Annotated in this window: 14 protein-coding genes; 3 read left to right on the top strand and 11 right to left on the bottom strand. The window is 50.4% G+C overall.

Annotation, left to right across the window (positions count from 1 at the left end; genetic code table 11):
- Positions 1-4: 4 nt before the first annotated feature.
- The gene (locus ACXJJC_RS00730; RefSeq protein ID WP_456368603.1) at positions 5-709 is read left to right on the top strand and encodes a molybdenum cofactor biosynthesis protein MoaE; all 705 of its coding nucleotides are present in this window, start codon (positions 5-7) and stop codon (positions 707-709) included.
- On the opposite strand, the gene ACXJJC_RS00725 is transcribed toward ACXJJC_RS00730, so the two are convergent.
- Both ACXJJC_RS00725 and ACXJJC_RS00720 read right to left on the bottom strand, forming a co-directional pair.
- Positions 698-1,402, bottom strand: a complete 705-nt coding sequence (locus ACXJJC_RS00725) for a DUF2103 domain-containing protein (RefSeq protein ID WP_456368601.1) — start codon at positions 1,400-1,402, stop codon at positions 698-700. The two genes, ACXJJC_RS00730 and ACXJJC_RS00725, sit on opposite strands and share 12 nt — an antisense overlap.
- Complete coding sequence (locus ACXJJC_RS00720; protein WP_456368599.1) at positions 1,399-2,085, bottom strand: dolichyl-phosphate beta-glucosyltransferase; 687 nt, start codon at positions 2,083-2,085, stop codon at positions 1,399-1,401. The genes ACXJJC_RS00725 and ACXJJC_RS00720 overlap by 4 nt, the downstream gene beginning before the upstream one ends.
- Before the next feature lie 78 nt (positions 2,086-2,163).
- Between ACXJJC_RS00720 and ACXJJC_RS00715 the strand changes: the two genes are divergently transcribed.
- A complete protein-coding gene (locus ACXJJC_RS00715) occupies positions 2,164-3,015 on the top strand; it encodes a lysylphosphatidylglycerol synthase transmembrane domain-containing protein (protein ID WP_456368597.1) in 852 nt (283 codons plus the stop codon).
- On the opposite strand, the gene ACXJJC_RS00710 is transcribed toward ACXJJC_RS00715, so the two are convergent.
- From ACXJJC_RS00710 to ACXJJC_RS00685, 6 genes are all read right to left on the bottom strand, one after another.
- Positions 3,010-3,810: an MBL fold metallo-hydrolase gene (locus tag ACXJJC_RS00710; protein WP_456368595.1), complete on the bottom strand. Its 801-nt coding sequence runs from the start codon at positions 3,808-3,810 to the stop codon at positions 3,010-3,012. The two genes, ACXJJC_RS00715 and ACXJJC_RS00710, sit on opposite strands and share 6 nt — an antisense overlap.
- A gap of 421 nt (positions 3,811-4,231) precedes the next feature.
- On the bottom strand, positions 4,232-5,659 hold the full coding sequence (gene proS / locus ACXJJC_RS00705; protein WP_456368593.1) for a proline--tRNA ligase: 1,428 nt from the start codon (positions 5,657-5,659) through the stop codon (positions 4,232-4,234).
- Between the two features lie 76 nt (positions 5,660-5,735).
- The gene (locus ACXJJC_RS00700) at positions 5,736-10,043 is read right to left on the bottom strand and encodes a NosD domain-containing protein (RefSeq protein ID WP_456368591.1); all 4,308 of its coding nucleotides are present in this window, start codon (positions 10,041-10,043) and stop codon (positions 5,736-5,738) included.
- A 147-nt stretch (positions 10,044-10,190) separates the two neighbouring features.
- Positions 10,191-10,892 carry a ParA family protein gene (locus ACXJJC_RS00695; RefSeq protein WP_456368589.1) on the bottom strand — a complete coding sequence of 234 codons (702 nt, stop codon included), beginning with the start codon at positions 10,890-10,892 and terminating at the stop codon, positions 10,191-10,193.
- The gene (locus ACXJJC_RS00690; RefSeq protein ID WP_456368587.1) at positions 10,889-11,944 is read right to left on the bottom strand and encodes a hypothetical protein; all 1,056 of its coding nucleotides are present in this window, start codon (positions 11,942-11,944) and stop codon (positions 10,889-10,891) included. Before ACXJJC_RS00690 ends, ACXJJC_RS00695 begins: the two co-directional genes overlap by 4 nt.
- Entirely contained in the window at positions 11,934-12,242 is a 309-nt protein-coding gene (locus ACXJJC_RS00685) for a helix-turn-helix domain-containing protein (protein ID WP_456368585.1), read from the bottom strand. Before ACXJJC_RS00685 ends, ACXJJC_RS00690 begins: the two co-directional genes overlap by 11 nt.
- Positions 12,243-12,361: 119 nt before the next feature.
- On the opposite strand from ACXJJC_RS00685, the gene ACXJJC_RS00680 reads away from it, so the two are divergent.
- The gene (locus ACXJJC_RS00680) at positions 12,362-13,015 is read left to right on the top strand and encodes a 30S ribosomal protein S3ae (RefSeq protein ID WP_456368583.1); all 654 of its coding nucleotides are present in this window, start codon (positions 12,362-12,364) and stop codon (positions 13,013-13,015) included.
- Positions 13,016-13,029: 14 nt separating this feature from the next.
- Here the strand turns inward: ACXJJC_RS00680 and ACXJJC_RS00675 are convergent, their stop codons facing one another.
- From ACXJJC_RS00675 to ACXJJC_RS00665, 3 genes are read right to left on the bottom strand one after another with little or no spacing between them, the layout of a single operon-like run.
- On the bottom strand, positions 13,030-14,796 hold the full coding sequence (locus ACXJJC_RS00675; RefSeq protein ID WP_456368581.1) for a ribosome biogenesis/translation initiation ATPase RLI: 1,767 nt from the start codon (positions 14,794-14,796) through the stop codon (positions 13,030-13,032).
- A 40-nt stretch (positions 14,797-14,836) separates the two neighbouring features.
- Positions 14,837-15,091, bottom strand: a complete 255-nt coding sequence (locus tag ACXJJC_RS00670) for an EMC6-like membrane protein (RefSeq protein WP_456368579.1) — start codon at positions 15,089-15,091, stop codon at positions 14,837-14,839.
- A gap of 4 nt (positions 15,092-15,095) precedes the next feature.
- Positions 15,096-16,952, bottom strand: coding sequence for a threonine--tRNA ligase (locus ACXJJC_RS00665; protein ID WP_456368577.1), 1,857 nt, complete (start codon positions 16,950-16,952; stop codon positions 15,096-15,098).
- Positions 16,953-17,562: the final 610 nt, after the last annotated feature.

Raw genomic sequence — 17,562 nt, 5'->3', positions numbered from 1 at the left:
TGGGATGAAGGTTTGTCTGGTTGGCCGGGACATTGAGAGGATAAAGGATGAGCTCGGCAGGAAGGGAAGAGTCATCGTGGTTGAGAAGGGGAGTGGAGGTGAGGAGAAGGTCGTCTTCGGAGAGAGATCCACCACGTTTTCCGTGAGTCCGGTAAACCTCAGAGAGGTTCTCGAAATTCTCGCTGACCTCGGGTACGATTACGCTCTGCTCAGCGGATTCATGAGGGAGGAGGTGGCGAACCTCGGAATCTTCATTCCAGAGGTGGAGAGTGCTGAAGACGCGGAAAAGGCCGAGGACTGCGAAACCCTGAAGAGCATAATCCGGAAGCTCAAGGAGAGCGAGGGTGCGGAATTCTGTGGAGCGATCGGGGTCTTCGTGGGATTCGTTAGGAGAATCTCCGAGAGCAAAGAGGTTGTGAGGCTCGAGTACGAGAAGTACGACGAAATCTTTGACAGGGTGAGGGAGGAAATCGAGAGCGAGATCCTCAGGTACGAGGGCGTGAGAGGCGTCAGGATCCACCACAGGGTCGGTACGCTAATGCCGGGCGAGGACATCGTCTACGTGGTGGTGATGGCGGAGCACAGAAAGGACCTGTGGGAACCCCTCCAAAAGGCAGTGGAGCTCTTCAAGGCCAGACTTCCAGTGTGGAAGAAGGAGGTCTACGTGGACGGAGAGGTGTGGGCCCACGACAGGGACCTAAACAAGTGATCTGAGAATCCTCAGCACCACCTCTCCTTCCTCCCTGTTTCTGGCAGTGGTCACCACGTGAATCTGCTGGACCGCACCACCGTGTATGAGCAGTGCCCTCACGTTGCCCCTGTCGTCGCACCTCGTGAGCTTCAGCCTAACGCTCCCCGCAGCAGTTCCCCTGTTCTCTATAACTCCCGGGACGACCTTTTTCACATATTCAGATGACGCAATCCTCATGACGTACTCTCTGCCCTCCCTGCCACCGATTATCGTGGAGTGCGAACCGCCTATCTTCTCGTCTGGAGGAATGTTCACTTTTACGAGCTTATTCCTGGCCCTGACGAAGCTTTCGAGCTTTTCTGCAAATTCTTCCAGGCCCATTGGCTCGGACGTGAGGATTTTCGCGCCGTAAAACGACGTGAGCCTGAGCATCCTCTCCGCAGCGGCGACCTTCTCCACGTTCGTTCCGGAAACGACGACCTCGTCTGCCCTCTTTCTGTGCAGCTTTTCCCAGATGGCCTCGTAAAGGTTTCTTCTGCTCTCCCACTCGTCGTACTCCCTGAACGTCAGCACCTTCCTGAAGTCTCCCACGAAGATCAGGGACACCCCTTCCCCTGCATGAACGCCTGCGGAGATGAGGTTCCTGCTCCCGCACCTGAGACAGAAGTCAAATTCCTCGTCGAGCTCGTGAAAGCACACCCTGCACTTCATCGCATCATTCTGAGAATGTTCCTGAACATGTACACGCTGTCGCTGAGCACGCTAACCTTGGACTCGCCGCCGTGACTCCACTCCACGGGTATCTCCCTGATCCTCAGCCCCTCCCTCTGGGCGAGCACGAGGAGCTCCGTGTCCCAGAACCAGTGGTTATCCTCGATTCTGTCGAGAATTGGCACTATCCTGCTCTTTCTGAACCCCTTGAATCCGCACTGATGGTCTCTTATGCTCGAACCGAGCAAGGTCCTCACGAGGGTGTTGTAAACCCTTGAGGGAAGCTCCCTGAAAACGGGCCTCTTCGCCCTGCTTCCCTTCATCAGCCTCGAGCCAATGGCTATGTCGTATCCATCTCTGAGCGCCTCATATATTTCCTTCACGTGCCTGAGAGACGTCGATAGGTCGACATCCATGTACATCACGAACTCGTACCTTGCATTCTTTATCGCCCTGTTCAGCGCTTTTCCTCTTCCGAGCCGCTCGTCGCTGTGCAGGTGGGTGACGAAATCGTACCTCTCGGCAATTCTGCTGGCCACGACGTCTGTACCGTCATCAGAACCGTCCTCTGCGATTATTATCTCGTACTGGCTGAAACTGGACTCCATGTAGTCCCTCAGCCTGTAAAATGCATTCTCGAGTCTCTCTGCTTCGTTGTATGCCGGAAGTATGACGCTTATCATCTCCTGCAGACTTGTGGTGAGGGATATTTGAAGTTTTTCCGACACTACATTTTTATCACGCAGATAGTAGGTTCGCTGATGTCGGCTCTCAGGATCGCGGCAGGATTGGCGATCATCGCGCTTGTGATTTTCATGTTCCGCGACTCCGTCGCCTACATTTTGTCCGCGGACCCCCTGATGTTTCTCCTCGCCGTTCTGTCATACACCGCACTGAACGTGCTTCTGGCCTACAGGATCCACTACCTTCTCGTCAGGATGGGCGAGGAGGTGGGGTTTCTCAGAGTGCTGAGGCTCCACTACGCCGGAATGATAGCCAGCGACTTCACTCCGGGAAGGGCAGGGTATTTCGCAATCCCGGCTCTGGCGAGGAGGTACGGGCTGGACGGAAGCAGGATCCTGGGCGCGATTCTCTCGTTTCAGGCCGTCGAGATGGTGGTCAAGATACTCGGAGCGAGCCTTGCGATCTTTTACCTGCTCTCCTCGGACAGCTACCTCACAATCATAATCCCCGCCGCGCTCACTTTGGGTGCGATCGCATACCTCTGGTCCGACATCCCTCCCAGAATAGACAGGCTGGAGGAGGTCAGGAAGAGCGCGAGGATGACCAAGAGCCACGCGCCCTTCATCTTCGCGATCTCCCTTGCAGGCTGGGCTGTCGTGGGTTTTCAGTGGTACTTTCTGTTTCGATCCCTGAACATTGACGCGACGTTCCTGCAGGCGTTCCTCCTCCAGCCGCTCGCGACACTGCTGATGTTCACACCATTCACCCCGGCGGGCATGGGCGTGTTCGAGAGCGGCTCTGCATTTCTGATCTCGATGGTAACGGGGAACATTTCGTACGGAATTGCACACTCTCTCCTCGTGAGGAGTTCGACGATCATCGCCGACATTCCCGGTGTGGTGGAGTACCTCTCGAAAAAGGAGCTATGACTCGAGCACCCTCCTCTTGAGCAGCATTGCGGACGCCATCATCGATTTTTCGGGGTAGAACTTCAGCTCGTCCACCACGAAGCTGTTCATTATCTCCTCGTCGTCTGCGCCGGACCTTATCATCTCAGCAAACCTCTCCGTCTCGATCCTCGCCCTCTCGACTGCCCTATCGCACTCCCTGCCCGTGAAGTACCTGACGTGCCCGAGCCCGAGGACGCTGGGTTTGAAGCGGGCTATCCTGTCAATTGAGTTCAGGTACTGCTCGTAACTGTAGAAGAACAGCGGAACGACTCTGCCTGATGACGTGAAGTATCCGAGGGAGTCCGATACGATCAGCACGTTCTCCTTTCTGTCGTACAGCACCACCGAGTCCGGGGAGTGCCCGGGGACCTCGTAAATCTCGAGACCGTGGTACTCGTCACCCTCCCCCACTGTCACATCTACTCTCAGACCCTCCCCGTCATACCTTTCTCCGCAGACCTCCAGGTCGTCAGAGAACCATGAATTCACAAGCTTCTCCTTCTCGAGCAGTCTCGCGATTCCCCTGTGCCCAGCGACTTCTGCGTCCGGGTACTGTTCGAGCAGGACAGAAAGGCCCGTGATGTGGTCAAAGTGGGCGTGCGTAACGAAGATTGAGTCCACGTCCTCGTCAAGCTCCTCGAGAAGTTTGCTCGCAGTGCAGGTGAGCCCGGTCTCTATAAGAACCGTCCTCTCGCCAGAATAGACGTAGTAGTTCACGAAGCCGATCCTGTACAGCCTGAAAGAGTCTGTCAGCTCTATGACCTCGATTTCCATGTTTTTTAAATGATTAATTAAATTGAAATAGTTTGCGATAACACTCCCGGTGAGACAACATTTATTACACTTCGAGTGCTACACTTTTACTGCCCCAACCGGGGAGGGGGTGGAGAAAGCAAGGCTTGCGATGAAGCTCCCTGCAAGCGTTGGGGTTACACCGTGTCGCATGGTCCCTGAACGAGCGGGAGCAAATGCTCCTCTCGATGACTTCAGGGCAACCCCGACATGGGACAGCCCCGAACGGTCAGCCATCCCGAGTTGGCGTGAGCCCTGCGATGAGGGGTGGTGTTAGCTTCGGGGGACATTCTGCGATTTGTCGCAGTGTGGTGGGACAAAAATCTGAAATTCGTCCCTGTAAATTGGTAAACCTGCTGCTCTGCATAACGATAATTAAGGTAAAACCGGGAGACAAAAACGATCAGTAGCTCTTTGCTATCGCGTTCAGCTTTCCTTCTCTCCCGCAGACAATGCACTGCCCTTTCTCGCTCACGTCAATCCCTTCGGGAATCTCGACGAGCTGTCCAAGCACTCCCGCGCTTACCTCGTCTTCAACCCTCTCACCGCACTCCAGGCTTTCGCACAGATGGAAGAAAGCCACACCCTTTCCGACCCATTCTGCGATCTCGCTCAGGTCGTCGAAGTACCTTATCCTCTCCACCATCTCCCTGTGCGCCTTCTCTCTAAGCCTCTCATGCATTTCCCTGCCCCACTCCCGTATTCTCTCCTCGGTCAGCTCGTCAGCCGGGACCTTCCTCTTCACCTTCTCGTCCCTGAAAGACACGACCACCTCGCTGTTCTCGGCCTCTCTCGGACCTATCTCCACCCTGATCGGCACGCCGAAGAGCTCCCATCTGTAGTACTTTGCCCCGGGCCTGTCGTCGCTGTCATCCATGATTACCCTGAAGCCCATGCCCTTCAGTGTCTCGTAAACGCTGTTCGCGAGTCCCATTACGAGCTCTTCCTTCCCCTTGTAGAGGATCGGGATTACGACGATCTGGTGCGGGGCGAAGTCGAACGGCAGCACGAGACCGACGTCGTCCCCGTGTATGCTTATGAGCGAGGCTATGCACCTCTCGGATATGCCATAGCACGTCTGGTGAACGTAGGCGTGATCTCCATCCGGGGTCTCGTACCTGATGTCGAACGTCCTCGCGAAGTTGTCTGCTAAGTGATGGACTGTTCCAATCTGCAGGGTTCTGCCGTCGGGCATTATCGTGTCGAAGGCTATCGTGTAGTCTGCTCCGGGGAACTTGTCCCACTCGGGGCGCTTTATGACAAGGTAGGGGATTGCAAGTGAGTCGTAGAACTCCTTGTATGCAGAAATGGTCTTCCTGACGTTCTCCTCAGCCTCCTCGTAGTTTCTGTGGGCGGTGTGAGCTTCCTTGAAGGACGTTATCTCCCTCAGCCTGATTAACGGCCTTGTGTGTTTGGTCTCGTACCTGAAAACGTTCACGACCTGGTAAACCTTAAGCGGCAGGTCAGCATGGCTCCTTATCCAGAGCTTGAACATGGGATACATGGCAGTTTCGCTCGTCGGCCTCAGTGCGAGCTTCACGTCCAGCTCGTCGAGCCCGCCGTGAGTTATCCAGTAAACCTCGTCCTCGAACCCCTTTATGTGCTGCCCCTCCTTTCCGAGTTCGGTCTCCGGGATTAACGCGGGGAAGTAAACCTCGTCGTGTTCCCTGTCCATTATCTCTCTGAGCTTTCCGTAAACGAGGTTTCTGAGCTTGTACCCGAACGGAAACCAGACGTAAAGTCCCTTGACGGGGTACCTTATGTCCATTATCTGAGCCTGCTGGATTATCTCGTGATACCACTCGGAGAAGTTTGATTTGGGTGGAAGCATGAATATGGGCAAATGAAGGGGTTATTAAAATTTTCTTGAATTTGGCCTGAATTTAAAAAAGGGGGAATGGATGGCGTCACTTGCGCATAGCAACCACTATTGCTCCAAGTGAGGCAATGGCGAATATTATCTCAAAACCTGGTATTTCAAGGAATCCCTTCTTTTTTGTAGTAGGCGTTGATTCAGGAGTGCTTTTTTCTTCCAGTTTGGTTGGCACCTCTTCCATAGTTGGAACTGGTGTTTCTGTTGCTTCTGGGGTCGGTTTAATTTCAGAAGTTGTGGTTGGTGTGGGCGATGGTTTGGATTCTGGCGTTTCTGTGGCTACAGGTTCGGGGGTTTCAATAGGTGCTTGTGTTGGGGTTGGCGTTGGAGTGACCCAGTATCCTCCACCGCCACCTCCAGCTGAGTATCCGCCAGTCGTTGACTTGCTCTCGGCATTAACGCTGACAGTAATTGACATCGTGTTGTTGCTCTCGTCAACTTCACTGAAAACGTTGTCTGGATCGACGACCGCTGTTATGGTGTACGTGCCAGCCGATGATGGCTTCCACGAGAATTCCACTGTCTTAGTCTCGCTTGCGTTTAGCTGCGGAATTGTTTTTATCCAGATGGTGTTTCCGTTAACCTTAAGGGCAATGTCGACGTTCTGCGCATCTACCCTGCCTGTGTTGGAAACGCTAACCGTCACAGTGTATGTATTCCCTGCGGTCATCGAACCCGGTGCGTTTATTCCTACAACTGCCAGCTCCGGATACTGTGCGTAGGCGAACAGAGGATCGCTTACAAGCTCGGAGAGGGCAACCCCTCTGAGTTCTGCGAGCTTCGTCAGATCGATTGCAATCGTGGAGTTCTCTCTGTCGATTTCAACACAGCCGAGGGTCATGAGATCTTCCCAGCTCTGCGAGGACTTGTTCCACATATAGACGTATGGTGGAGAGACGCTGTAAACTGCTATGAACCTCATGGAAGTTACGTTCTCGAGGTTTCCGCTCAGGTTTATGTAGTATGCCCTCTGCGCAGGTGGTGGTACGTTGAACGTGGAGCTGAGCGGCGACATTTCGACTGTCAGGTTCACCACACCATCCGAGCTCTCATTGGATTCGACTTCGGCCAACAGGAACGGTGCAAGCTGTAATACCTCTTTTGTGCCGTTTTCCACAGTCTCGTTCACCTCAACTTCGGCCGGAACCACCAGATAGGTCATGTTGAAGTTGCCAAGGGCATCTCTCGCCATAACCACCACATAGTGTGACATCTGTTTTGTTAGCTCCACCGTTGCCGTGTAGTCGTAAGATCTCGGCAGGTTGCTTGGGGTTGCGGTGTAATTCAGCACATCAACGGTCTGATTGTACGGTATCCACACCCTAAGCCAGCTTATTCCTGACAGGTCTGAAACGGTTGCGTTGATTCTCAAATATTCTGTGTTCCACTCTCCGGTTGTGGCGTTGTACTCGAAGTGGAGTTCGCTCTTGTTGATCTGCAGGGTTACTGAAGGTCTGACGTGCTCGAATAGAGTTATGTTAGCGTTCGTGAAGTCTCTTCCGTCGATGACTATGGGCGTTGCGTTCATGTCTGTGACGTTTATCGCAAATCCGGTTGGCTCGCCCTCATCTCCGTGATTGCCATTTCCGTTGAGGTCTGCAGCAGCCAGGATGTAATATGTGCCGTTCCTGACCTTCAGTGTGAATGGCTGAGAGAGGTCTGTGATTATCGTCTCCGCTACAGGCTCATCGCTAACCCCGGGTATGTGGTCGAACGCAGCAACCCAGAACTCGGCATTGGTGGTGTTGCCAGAGTAGAAGAGGTAGCCTGTGATGTTGTATGTTGGGTAAAGCTCGAAGTACTCCTCCCATCCCTGCATCAGCGGGTGGTAGTCTCTGTCGCTGGAATCCACGCTGTAGGCCGTGTCGCCGATCCCGTCTCCATCACCATCGCTTCCGGCATAATCGCTCCAGTAGTTGCCCATGTAGTTCGTGTACTGCCTTCCGTTGTAGGTGTAGGTTATCTTTACAGTCGAATTCCAGATGTTGTCCGAGCCCGTACTTCTTACGTTGTCGTAAGTGTTGGCAATGAAGTTGTTAAGGTAGATGATGTTGTTATCCGAATCGTACAGATAAATTCCGTAGTTGTTGAAGATTACGTTGTTTCTGGTTACCTCCGTTCCACTTGAGTATTTAATATACAATCCTCTGTCATTATCCCTGATGTCGTTTTCCTTTATTACGAAATTGGAACTACTCCAGATGTATATTCCGTATCCGTCAGACCAACCCGATCCCTCATGCTCGTAGATGTTGTTTCCGCTTATTGTGATGTCCGAAGAGGAGTACGCCCTGATACCATACGTATTGTTGTATATTGTGTTGCCGCTCACAGTGGTGTTGGAAGCATCGTCCAGATAAATTCCGTAGTAATTGTTGTGTATGCTGTTATCGCTGATAACGTTATTTTGAGTGCCTTCCAGTTTTACACCGTAGTAACAGTAGCCGATCTCGTTACTCCTCACAGTGTTGTTTTCAGAACCGAATTCCATGTAAATCCCATACATGTCACTGTTATTGATCAAATTCGACTCGATCCGCGAATCCGTTGTGTTCACCATCAGAACGCCAAAGTAGTTGCCCGAGGTGATGTTGATATTCCTCGCGGTGATGTTGCTGCAGGAAATCAGAGCGAGGAAGCCGACGTCAAGGTTTTCAAGCGTGGCATCTCTTTCCTCAACGAGGTAGTAGACCGGCTTACCGTTGACGGTGTTCGACGTGTCTATGCTCTGGTTGTACTGGTCAACCGTACTGCCGATGATGTGGAACCCAGAGTTGCTGGTTAAAGCGTTGTTTCTGAAGGTGTTGTTTGGCGAGTCGTAGATGTATATGCCGCTGTATCTGTTATCGTGGATATCGTTACCGCTTATCGTGTTTCTATTGGAGTTGAACTTTAAATATATCCCGTATCCCGTTTCGTGAATTCTGTTCCCAAGGATTTCCGAGTTCGTGGTGTTGAGAATCAGAATCCCCGTTTCACTTCCTGTCACGTCCGAATTCGTCACAGTAACGCCATCACACGAAACGAGAGCTATCAGCGCTGCGCTCACGTTTTCAATCTTTACTCCGCTCTGATTTACGAGGTAGTAAACAGGTCTCCCATCCACCGTGTTGGAGGTGTCGATATCCTGATAGTAGTGTGAAAGGCTTCTGCCAGAAATTTCGAAGGTGTTGTTGGTCAGAACGTTTTCCCTCAGAACGTTGTTCGGTGACTGATAGATTTCTATACCTCCTTCATCGTTGTCGTGGACGCTGTTGTCTCTCAGGATGTTGTTCGAGGTATCAGAATCGATATCTATTCCGCTATCCCCGTTTTCGTATATCTCATTCTGTTCGATCGTGTTGTTTGAGCACGGACCGCTTCCCCACGAATACCACAGCTTTATCCCATCGTATCCGTTCCAGTAAATGGTGTTGTTGAAGATGGTGTTGTTGCTCGAAGTCACCTCTATCCCGTACTCATCGTTACCTCCTATCGTGTTGTTGGCTACAACGTTGTAGCTTGAGTAATCCCTGATCACTACTCCATTGCTGTTGTCCTCTATGATGTTTCCATCAATCCTGTTCCTGTGAGAGTTGTAGAGTTCAATTCCATCCCCGTTTGCGTATCTAATTTCGTTATCCGTGATAACGCTGTCGTTGGTGTAGCTCAGGGTTATTGCATCATCTCCTCCAGCTGAGATGGTGTTGCCTGAAATGGTGCTGTTGTTAGTATAATCGAAGTAAATTGCCTCATCATTGCCAGAATCCCAGTTTATGGTGTTGTTGATTATACTCACTCTGTCCGAGTATATTACATCAACTGCAGTATATCCATCCCACGTGTCAATGCTGCAGTTTCTCACCGTAACGTTAGCTGATCCCTCCACGTATACCCCATCCTCGTAAATGTATATGCTGTTGTTTTCAACGGTGTGGTTTTCTGAGTTGAGGATGTGAATTCCATAGTTCGCTTCCAGCGTTATGTTTTCCAATTTTACATCTAATGTGTTGTTGAGGTAAATTGCGTAGTCCCAGTCCGTCAGGTTTACGTTCTTGATTGTTACGTTTTCCAGCCGGGTTGTTGAGTTGTAAACGTAGATCCCGTACGTATCCCAGCCATTGGTGCCGTCTATTAAATGCCCGTTCCCGTCAAAAACAACATCGCTCGCCGTGATGTTTATGCAGACACCCGAAGAATTGTCGAGTATGTCAGCCGTAAGCACGTAGTACCCCGGGGAATCAATTACAGTGCAATTATTTACCACTGTCTCAGCCATTGAAGGACTTACAAGATACACGATTGACACAATCAGCAACACAATAACCGCAGGTTTTGCTCCTTTCCTGTGGCGTCTCCCCATCAAACTCACCCCTGGAGCCAATCCCGATGGAGGTGTGATTATCCCATTGAGTCAAGATAAATAATGTAAATATAAATGTTTCTGTGTTCAACAATTAAACAATAAGGTTGGCAATGGAGTTTGCTGAAATAAGCTTTAGAGGAGGGTTCAGTCAGAAGACCTCACCCTTTCCAGTTCGACGAGCTTCCCTGCGATGCTCGAGATTTTTTTAGATATGATGTGTTCAGGATTTAAACTGACAAAAAAAGGAAGATCTGCTGTGACATCACAGCTACAGGGAATTTCTCCTAATACAGGATAATCCAACTCAATATCTCTAACGACTCTGTTGACAATAACGTATTTTGGCCTTTCAATGTTCTTGGAGACTGAAAACAGCATGTCCAGCCCCTTCAAATCATCCATTTCGGGTCTTACCACGAAAAGGATTATGTCACTTAAGAGCATGGAATTCACGGCCATATAGTCAAGACCGGGAGAATTGTCAAGCACAATGAATGAATAGCCAATCTTCTTAAGCTCGTTGATCACACCCTCAAGCCTTGTCAGAATTTGCAGATATTCATGATCCTTTCTGGCAATGCCCCTTCTTATATGCTGAATCTCTGGTGACGCCAAAAGAACCCATAGGTAATCATTAACTTGATATATGAAGTCCTTTACCCTTCCACCGTTGACCAGCAGGTCATTAACATATTTGTCGTGTTCAAAGTAATTGCTCAGGCTTGGTGCTTTTAGATCGAGCTCAATCAGACAAACCTTAAATTTTTTCGAGAGAATATATGACAGGTTCGTGGCCAGAAAGGTCTTTCCAGTGCCACCTTTAAAAGAATGGATACCAACTATCACTTTCTCCACCCCCCTGAAACCCACCTGAGGTAGTCTTCAACACTAACGGACGGTTCTTTGGAAACACCAATGAGGAACGCGGACAGCAAAAGAAGGATCATAACCAATACCGTATTGACCCCATACAGCCCAGTACACGAAAGCAAATACCCCATTAAAATAGGAGTAGTTATGAAAAGGAGGCCGACGCCATACTGTCGCGCTTCAGATCCATAGTTGCTGAGGTCTGCCCAAATTACAGTTGCGAAGACATCTATGAATGCGTAAGAAGCTTGGATCAGATGGGAAGACATCACGAGATTCTCTGGAAACATAAGAACTGAGACACATAATGCGAGTAATCCAACCACTGCGACAGCTTTTTTGCTGAAAATATCGTAAAGGTAACCTGAAACTGCAGCGAACACAACATAAAACAGAACATGGGTTTGTATACCAGCTTCCCTAAATGCTGGTTCCATAACTCCATACATAACACCTCCTAAAAGGTAAAAAACAAAAACTGGAAGTGAAAAGGAAATAAAGGAGTGGTTCATCTTCGAATTTACGGTTTCAAACTCAGGAATGTCTGCCACAACAATCAACAACAAGGGCAAAATACAAAGTAAAACCATCATCTCAAGTTTTCCAACAACATACACAAGGTAAAAGACATACAGATTTGCCATTGCAGCAGCCGTGGCCAAGACCCTTCCCCGGTACCATGGTCGGACAAAGCGAGCATAAAAACTTCCAATTGCAACTATAAAAATCCCCATTAAAAAGCCAACCAGAGAAATAAAAGATAGATGTACAGTTGTAATAATCGTGGAGAACGCTATTCCTGCTGCCAGTAAAAGCATAATAATTTTCCTGTCTTTAATTCTATCGAAAAACGTGGCTGCAAAAACTATACCCCCGATATGGAAAACAAAAAACATTGAATAGAATGTGAGCATATCATAACCAGTTTTTTCGAGAAGAGATAAAGAGACTGGGCCAAAATTTGGGAACGATAGCAAAAATGCAGTGTACGCAAACCATAGGATGAAGCCGGAAGATTCATATCTCATATATCACCCTCCTCCCCTCCCGACGCTTTTTAATATACCCCATCTTGACGAGAGTTGTCAGGTAATGGCTCTCTATTGCCCTTCCTCTTCCAGTTAATCTCGCAACATCAGACGCAGTTCCGCTCCCAATCTTGGAAAGTGCCATCATTGTCGTTCTTAGGTTATCTGGGAGTTCCAATAAGGTAAATGGATCGATACGTGATGCACCTTCTTCCCTGTTATTGAGCTTCTTTTCTATTATCTCCAGTACATCCAGTATTTTTCTGAGCAACTGAACTATTTCTTCACTGCTATCCACACTCTCAATTCAGAATACTCTCAATAAAAGAATTGTCGTTTCCAACATGGGGCACTCAATCCCGTTTCCACAAAAACTTTATTAATAGCACTGCACTCCCAGCCATAAGGGGTGTTAAAATGGCGAGGAGAAAGAGGCAGACAAGGGTTAAGGATAAGTGGACGATGAAGAAGTGGTTCACACTCATCGCTCCAGAGTACTTCGGCATGGCAGAGGTTGGGTACACTCCAGCAGACGATGAGAGCAAGGTGGTAGGCAGGACCGTGGAGGTTACGCTTGCTGAGCTCACCAACGACTACTCCAACCAGAACCCGTACAAGAAGCTGGTTTTCAAGGTATTCAGAGTTGCCGGGGAGAACGCATACACCAAGTTCCACAGGTTCGAGCTCACCAGAGACTACCTGAACAGCCTCACGAGGAGGAGGACGAGCAAGATCGAGGACATCGTGGACGTGCAGACCGCAGATGGCTACGTTCTTAGAGTTAAGAGTGTCGCATTTACTGTCAAGAGGTGCCAGAGCTCACAGAAGAGGGCAATAAGAAAGGTGATGAACGAAATCGTGAAGGAGAACGCGAAGAAGAGCAACTTTGTCCAGTTCCTTCAGGAGGCAATTCTGGGCAAGATACCTGCCGAGATATACAGGAACGCGAAGAAGGTCTACCCGCTCAGGAGAGTGGAGATCAGGAAGATAGAAGTCCTCAGAGAGCCTAAGGAGATTGTGGAAGAAAAGGCCCTCGCAAAGGCCGAAGAAAAGGTTGAGGCCGAGGCCTAATTTTTTGTCTTTTATCACTCCCTCGTGTAGTAGTAATACTCTCCAGCTGCTTTCTGTTCTCTGTCGAGCCTTGAACCGGGCTTGTTAACCCTCGGCCTCTTCGTCTCCTCGTCCCTCCTGAAGGTTATGTCCAGGTTCCTCAGGAAGAGGTTCATCCCGTCCCTGAGGTTCATCGGCCTCCTCGCCCTGCCCCTCCTTCCTGGCTCACCCTCGAAGACCATCACCCTGTCGGATAGCATGTCCACCAGGTAAATGTCGTGGTCGACGACGAGCACGGACTTGGAGTTGTTCATCGCAAACCTCTTGATTATCCTCGCCACCTCCGTTCGCTGCTCCACGTCGAGGTGGGCCGATGGCTCGTCGAGCAGGTAGAGGTCCGCATCCCTCAGGAGGCACGCGAGTATCGCCACCCTCTGGAGCTCGCCTCCGCTCAGCTCGTCGATGTTTTTATCGAGGAGCTTTTCGAGCTGGAGGGGTTTGATGAACTCCGTTCTGTAGTAGGAGGAGTCAATCATAGGGTTTATGCTCCTCAAAAACGAGATTACCGGCATGCTGACATCTCCTTTCACGTACTGAGGTTTGTAGGACACCTTTATGTCGAGCTTAACCTTACCGTCGTCGTCTTCCAGAACCCCGGCAAGAACCTTGACGAACGTGCTCTTACCGGTGGCGTTCGGACCGAGGATACCAATAACCTCCCCCTTTCTGATGTCCCCGCTGTCTGCCTCGAGTGTAAATTCCCTGAACGACTTCCTGAATTCAGGATACTCGACGAGAACTTCCTCGATTTCGCTCTCCGCGGGCTGGAATATCTCGAATTCGATTTCCTTCTCCCGTATCCTTATGTTCTCCTCCGCAAGGTATCCCCTCAGGTACTGGTTTATGCCAACCCTCACGCCCTTTGCGCTGGTTATCACGCCGTACACAGCGGGCTCGCCGTAGCTTATGTGCACGTAGTCTGCGAGCATGTCCAGGATCGCGAGGTCGTGCTCGACTATTAGAATCGGGCTCCTCTCCGCGACCTCTCTAATCACCTTGGCCGCCTCAATCCTCTGGTATATGTCGAGGTACGACGTGATCTCGTCCAGGAAGTAGAAGTCCGCATCCCTCAGGAGGCACGCGAGTATCGCCACCCTCTGGAGCTCGCCTCCGCTCAGGTCCTTGACGTCCCTATGGATAGCGTTACCAAGGTTGAGCTTCTCCACGTACTCGTCCAGAGCGTTCCTCTCATCCACCCTTTCCAGCAGCCCCCTTACTTTCCCTTTGTAAACCTTCGGGATGGCCTCGATGTACTGGGGCTTCACGCTCACCCTGACGTTTCCGTCGGCGATGGCCTTCATGTAGTCGAAGAGCTCGGTTCCCTGAAACCTGTCCAGAATCTCATCCCAGTCAGCATCATCCCTTCCGAGATTTGGTTTCAGCTGTCCGGAGAGGATCTTCACAGCCGTACTCTTTCCGGTTCCATTTGGCCCGAGCAGTCCGACGACATGTCCCTTCCTCGGAATTGGCAGGTTGTACAGAACGAAACCATTCTTCCCGTACCTGTGCACCTCTCTCCCTTCGAGCTGCTCCGGCAGACCCACAATTGAAATCGCCCCGAACGGGCACTTCTTGATGCAGATGCCGCATCCAACACAGAGCTCCTCGCTGATTACTGCCTTCTCCTCTATGACTATCGTCTCATCACCGGTCCTGACCTTGGGACAGTACTTCACGCACTCCTGACTGCACTTCTTCGGCTGACAGCGTTCCCTGTCAACAACAGCGATTCTGAGAGACATCCACTCCCTCAAAAAAAGAGCGGAATATAAGGATTCCGCATCAGTGGTTGAGGAGGAGCGTCCAGGAGATGTACCAGGTTGCGAGGGTCAGGAAGCTTATCCCGAGCCAGTCCTTGGTTTCTATGGTGAGCCCAAACCTCGGCAGGAGAAACTTGTGAACGTAGATCACCATGACCAGAACGAGGATCCCGAACGGGTCTCTGGTCCTCATGTCCCCAGTTATGAGGTAGGACACGACCCCCGCCACTACACCCATGAGAAGGGGTAAGAATGTTTTGAGATCGTTCTTCTCCATCACATCACCTCATAGATGGCCTTTTTGACAGCAGCACGGGCATGGGGAGTGGCTTGTACGGCTTGCCCTCGCACTCCTTCTTGACTTCTTCGATCAGCTCCTCCACAGTCATCTCGACCTTCTTCTGCCTTTCTCTGGTCGATTCCTTTCTGACGGTGACGCTGAGCCTTCCGCTCTCCAGCTCCTTATCTCCTATGACCACCACGTACGGTATCCACTGGGTTGCGGCATCCCTCACCTTCTTACCTGTGGTTTCCTCCCTGTCATCGACATCCGCCCTTATTCTGTTGGCTCTGAGAATTTCCGCAATCTCCATTGCCTTTTCGAGATGCCTTTCGGCTATCGGAATTATCCTGACCTGCGTTGGGGAGAGCCACACGGGCAGCATTGGGAGTCTTCCCTCCTCTGCCTTCATGTACTCCTTTTCAAGCAGGGAGTACATCACCCTCTCAATCGCACCGCTCGCAGAGCAGTGCAGGATGAGCGGGTGCTTTTCCCTGCCATCTGAGTCCACGTAGGTAATTCCGTACCTCTCCGCATTCTCCACGTCAATCTGGACCGTTGATAGGGCAGAGGCTTTGTCGAGCGCATCGACGAAGTTGAACTCGAACTTCAGCACGAAGTAGAAGAACCTCCTGTCCCACATCTCGATGAGTATGGGCTTGTTCAGAACTTCTGCTATCGAGTGGATGAACTCCCTGTTTTCCTCATAGAAATCTTTGGTTATCCTGATGGCAACCTCATAATCTTCAGGCTCAAGCCCTATCTCTCTCAGCACCTCCACCGACAGCTTGTACTGGTTGTAGAACTCCTCCTTCGCCTCATCAATGTCCCTGACTACCGTGTGCATGTCGGGCATGGTGAAGGCCCTCAGCCTCCTCAGTCCCACAAGCTCTCCTCTCTGCTCCTTCCTGAAGGAGTACCGGGTGAGTTCGTACATTTTGAGCGGGAGGTGCCTGTAGGTTATCGTGGCCTGAGACGTCATTAAAAACTGGCCGAAGCAGGCGGCAAACCTCAGGAAGAAGTCCCTCTTATCCCCCTTTATTATGTACTGTCTGGCCGGGAACCTCTCCAGGTACTTTCTCAGCGTGGGATGTGCCCTGTCATACATTATCGGAGTCTCCACCTCCATCGCCCCGTACTCAATGCACTTCTCGGTCACGAAGGTTTCCAGCAGGCTCTTTATCAGCCTGCCGTTTGGGTAGTAGCGCATGTGTCCGCTGTCCGATGCCTCTTCATAGTCTGCAATTTCGAGCCTCTTCATCAGCTCGACGTGGGGTGGTACGCGATCCACGGCTCTCCTCTTCGATATTTCGTAGTCCACGAACTTCTTCAGGTTGGGGTGGTTGCTGAAGTCGAATTTCTCAACCTCAACAAGCTCCTTCTCAGGAGTGAGGATGTACCAGTAGCTCTTCGCCTTCTCCTCGTCCCTCAGCGCCTGGGTTACCTCAGCATCCTCTCCCCTGATCTCTCTGGAAAGCTCGCTGAGAGGGTGTCCCTTGCATGAAATTTTGAAGGCCTTGTACCATCCGAACGGTGAGCGGTGAACCTCAAAATCTGAGGAGAGCTTTTCCTCCATGAATTTGAGGAGCTTTACGGCTGTTTCAGGGTCGGCGAGATTTGATGAGAGATGAGCGTAAGGATAGAGAACGACCTTCTCGGCATTGACCTTTCTGGCCACGTCGGTTATTTCCTCAACGGCTTTTAGTGCTGTGTCTTCCGTATCTCCTTTTTCGACAGAAATGAAAACCACAAGGGCTTCATCTACTCTCTCACCCTTGCCCTCAAACGGTTCGGCAAGTTTTGTCTTCTTCTTGACCTCATACTCGATGTAGTCCGAGTGAAGCAGGAGTATTTTCATGGGGGCTAAAAATACGGGAAGGCTTTAAAGTTTTCGACATCCCTGCTGTTCAGCGATGCAACTCTTCCCGAAATCGGGAAGGTGTACGGGAGAGCAGACGTCAAAGCCCTCAGCTCAGGTGCAGTCTCATACCTGCCGACCGCTCCACCATATCAATGCAGACATGACAGCCCCATACCGGAACACGATAACTTTGCTTTTTTATCGATTCTGGCTGTGGATTCCGTTTCATTCAAGAATCTGAACCTGCAAATCCAGTCGCACATCATATTATCAGCTATTTTTATAGCAAAAACTTTTAATTTTCACTTCCTCCTTTCCTGAAATTGAGCCAGTTTATTTTTATTCTCCAACCCTTCCATGGCAGATTTTATTAGATTCAGAAAAAAACCCGTAAAAAATTCACAATCGAAAAACAAACCCCGAAATAAAAGTCGCACGACGTTATAAATGACCCGCATCACCGGAGGTTCGCTGCAGTATTTAAATGAAAGAAGAGAGAAGAAAGCTTTTTAAATGAATCTGAGGGAATATTACCGGAGGTTAAAATCAGACCTTGAAGGGATTGAAAGATTGGGGATTATTGATTTTGATTTTGGTGTGAGCGAGG

The organism is Geoglobus sp., from assembly GCF_054018175.1.
The sequence above is the reverse complement of the archived record's forward strand: the minus strand, read 5'-3'. Positions and strand labels throughout refer to the sequence as shown.

What these genes read in the sequence shown, in the direction of transcription:
- ACXJJC_RS00690 (WP_456368587.1), bottom strand. Translation starts at nt 11,944, where the DNA reads ATGAGATATGAATCTTCCGGCTTCATCCTATGGTTTGCGTACACTGCA.
- proS (WP_456368593.1), bottom strand. Translation starts at nt 5,659, where the DNA reads ATGCTTCCACCCAAATCAAACTTCTCCGAGTGGTATCACGAGATAATC.
- ACXJJC_RS00725 (WP_456368601.1), bottom strand. Translation starts at nt 1,402, where the DNA reads ATGAAGTGCAGGGTGTGCTTTCACGAGCTCGACGAGGAATTTGACTTC.
- ACXJJC_RS00700 (WP_456368591.1), bottom strand. Translation starts at nt 10,043, where the DNA reads ATGGGGAGACGCCACAGGAAAGGAGCAAAACCTGCGGTTATTGTGTTG.
- ACXJJC_RS00710 (WP_456368595.1), bottom strand. Translation starts at nt 3,810, where the DNA reads ATGGAAATCGAGGTCATAGAGCTGACAGACTCTTTCAGGCTGTACAGG.
- ACXJJC_RS00730 (WP_456368603.1), top strand. Translation starts at nt 5, where the DNA reads ATGAAGGTTTGTCTGGTTGGCCGGGACATTGAGAGGATAAAGGATGAG.
- ACXJJC_RS00665 (WP_456368577.1), bottom strand. Translation starts at nt 16,952, where the DNA reads ATGAAAATACTCCTGCTTCACTCGGACTACATCGAGTATGAGGTCAAG.
- ACXJJC_RS00680 (WP_456368583.1), top strand. Translation starts at nt 12,362, where the DNA reads ATGGCGAGGAGAAAGAGGCAGACAAGGGTTAAGGATAAGTGGACGATG.
- ACXJJC_RS00720 (WP_456368599.1), bottom strand. Translation starts at nt 2,085, where the DNA reads ATGATAAGCGTCATACTTCCGGCATACAACGAAGCAGAGAGACTCGAG.
- ACXJJC_RS00715 (WP_456368597.1), top strand. Translation starts at nt 2,164, where the DNA reads ATGTCGGCTCTCAGGATCGCGGCAGGATTGGCGATCATCGCGCTTGTG.
- ACXJJC_RS00670 (WP_456368579.1), bottom strand. Translation starts at nt 15,091, where the DNA reads ATGGAGAAGAACGATCTCAAAACATTCTTACCCCTTCTCATGGGTGTA.
- ACXJJC_RS00675 (WP_456368581.1), bottom strand. Translation starts at nt 14,796, where the DNA reads ATGTCTCTCAGAATCGCTGTTGTTGACAGGGAACGCTGTCAGCCGAAG.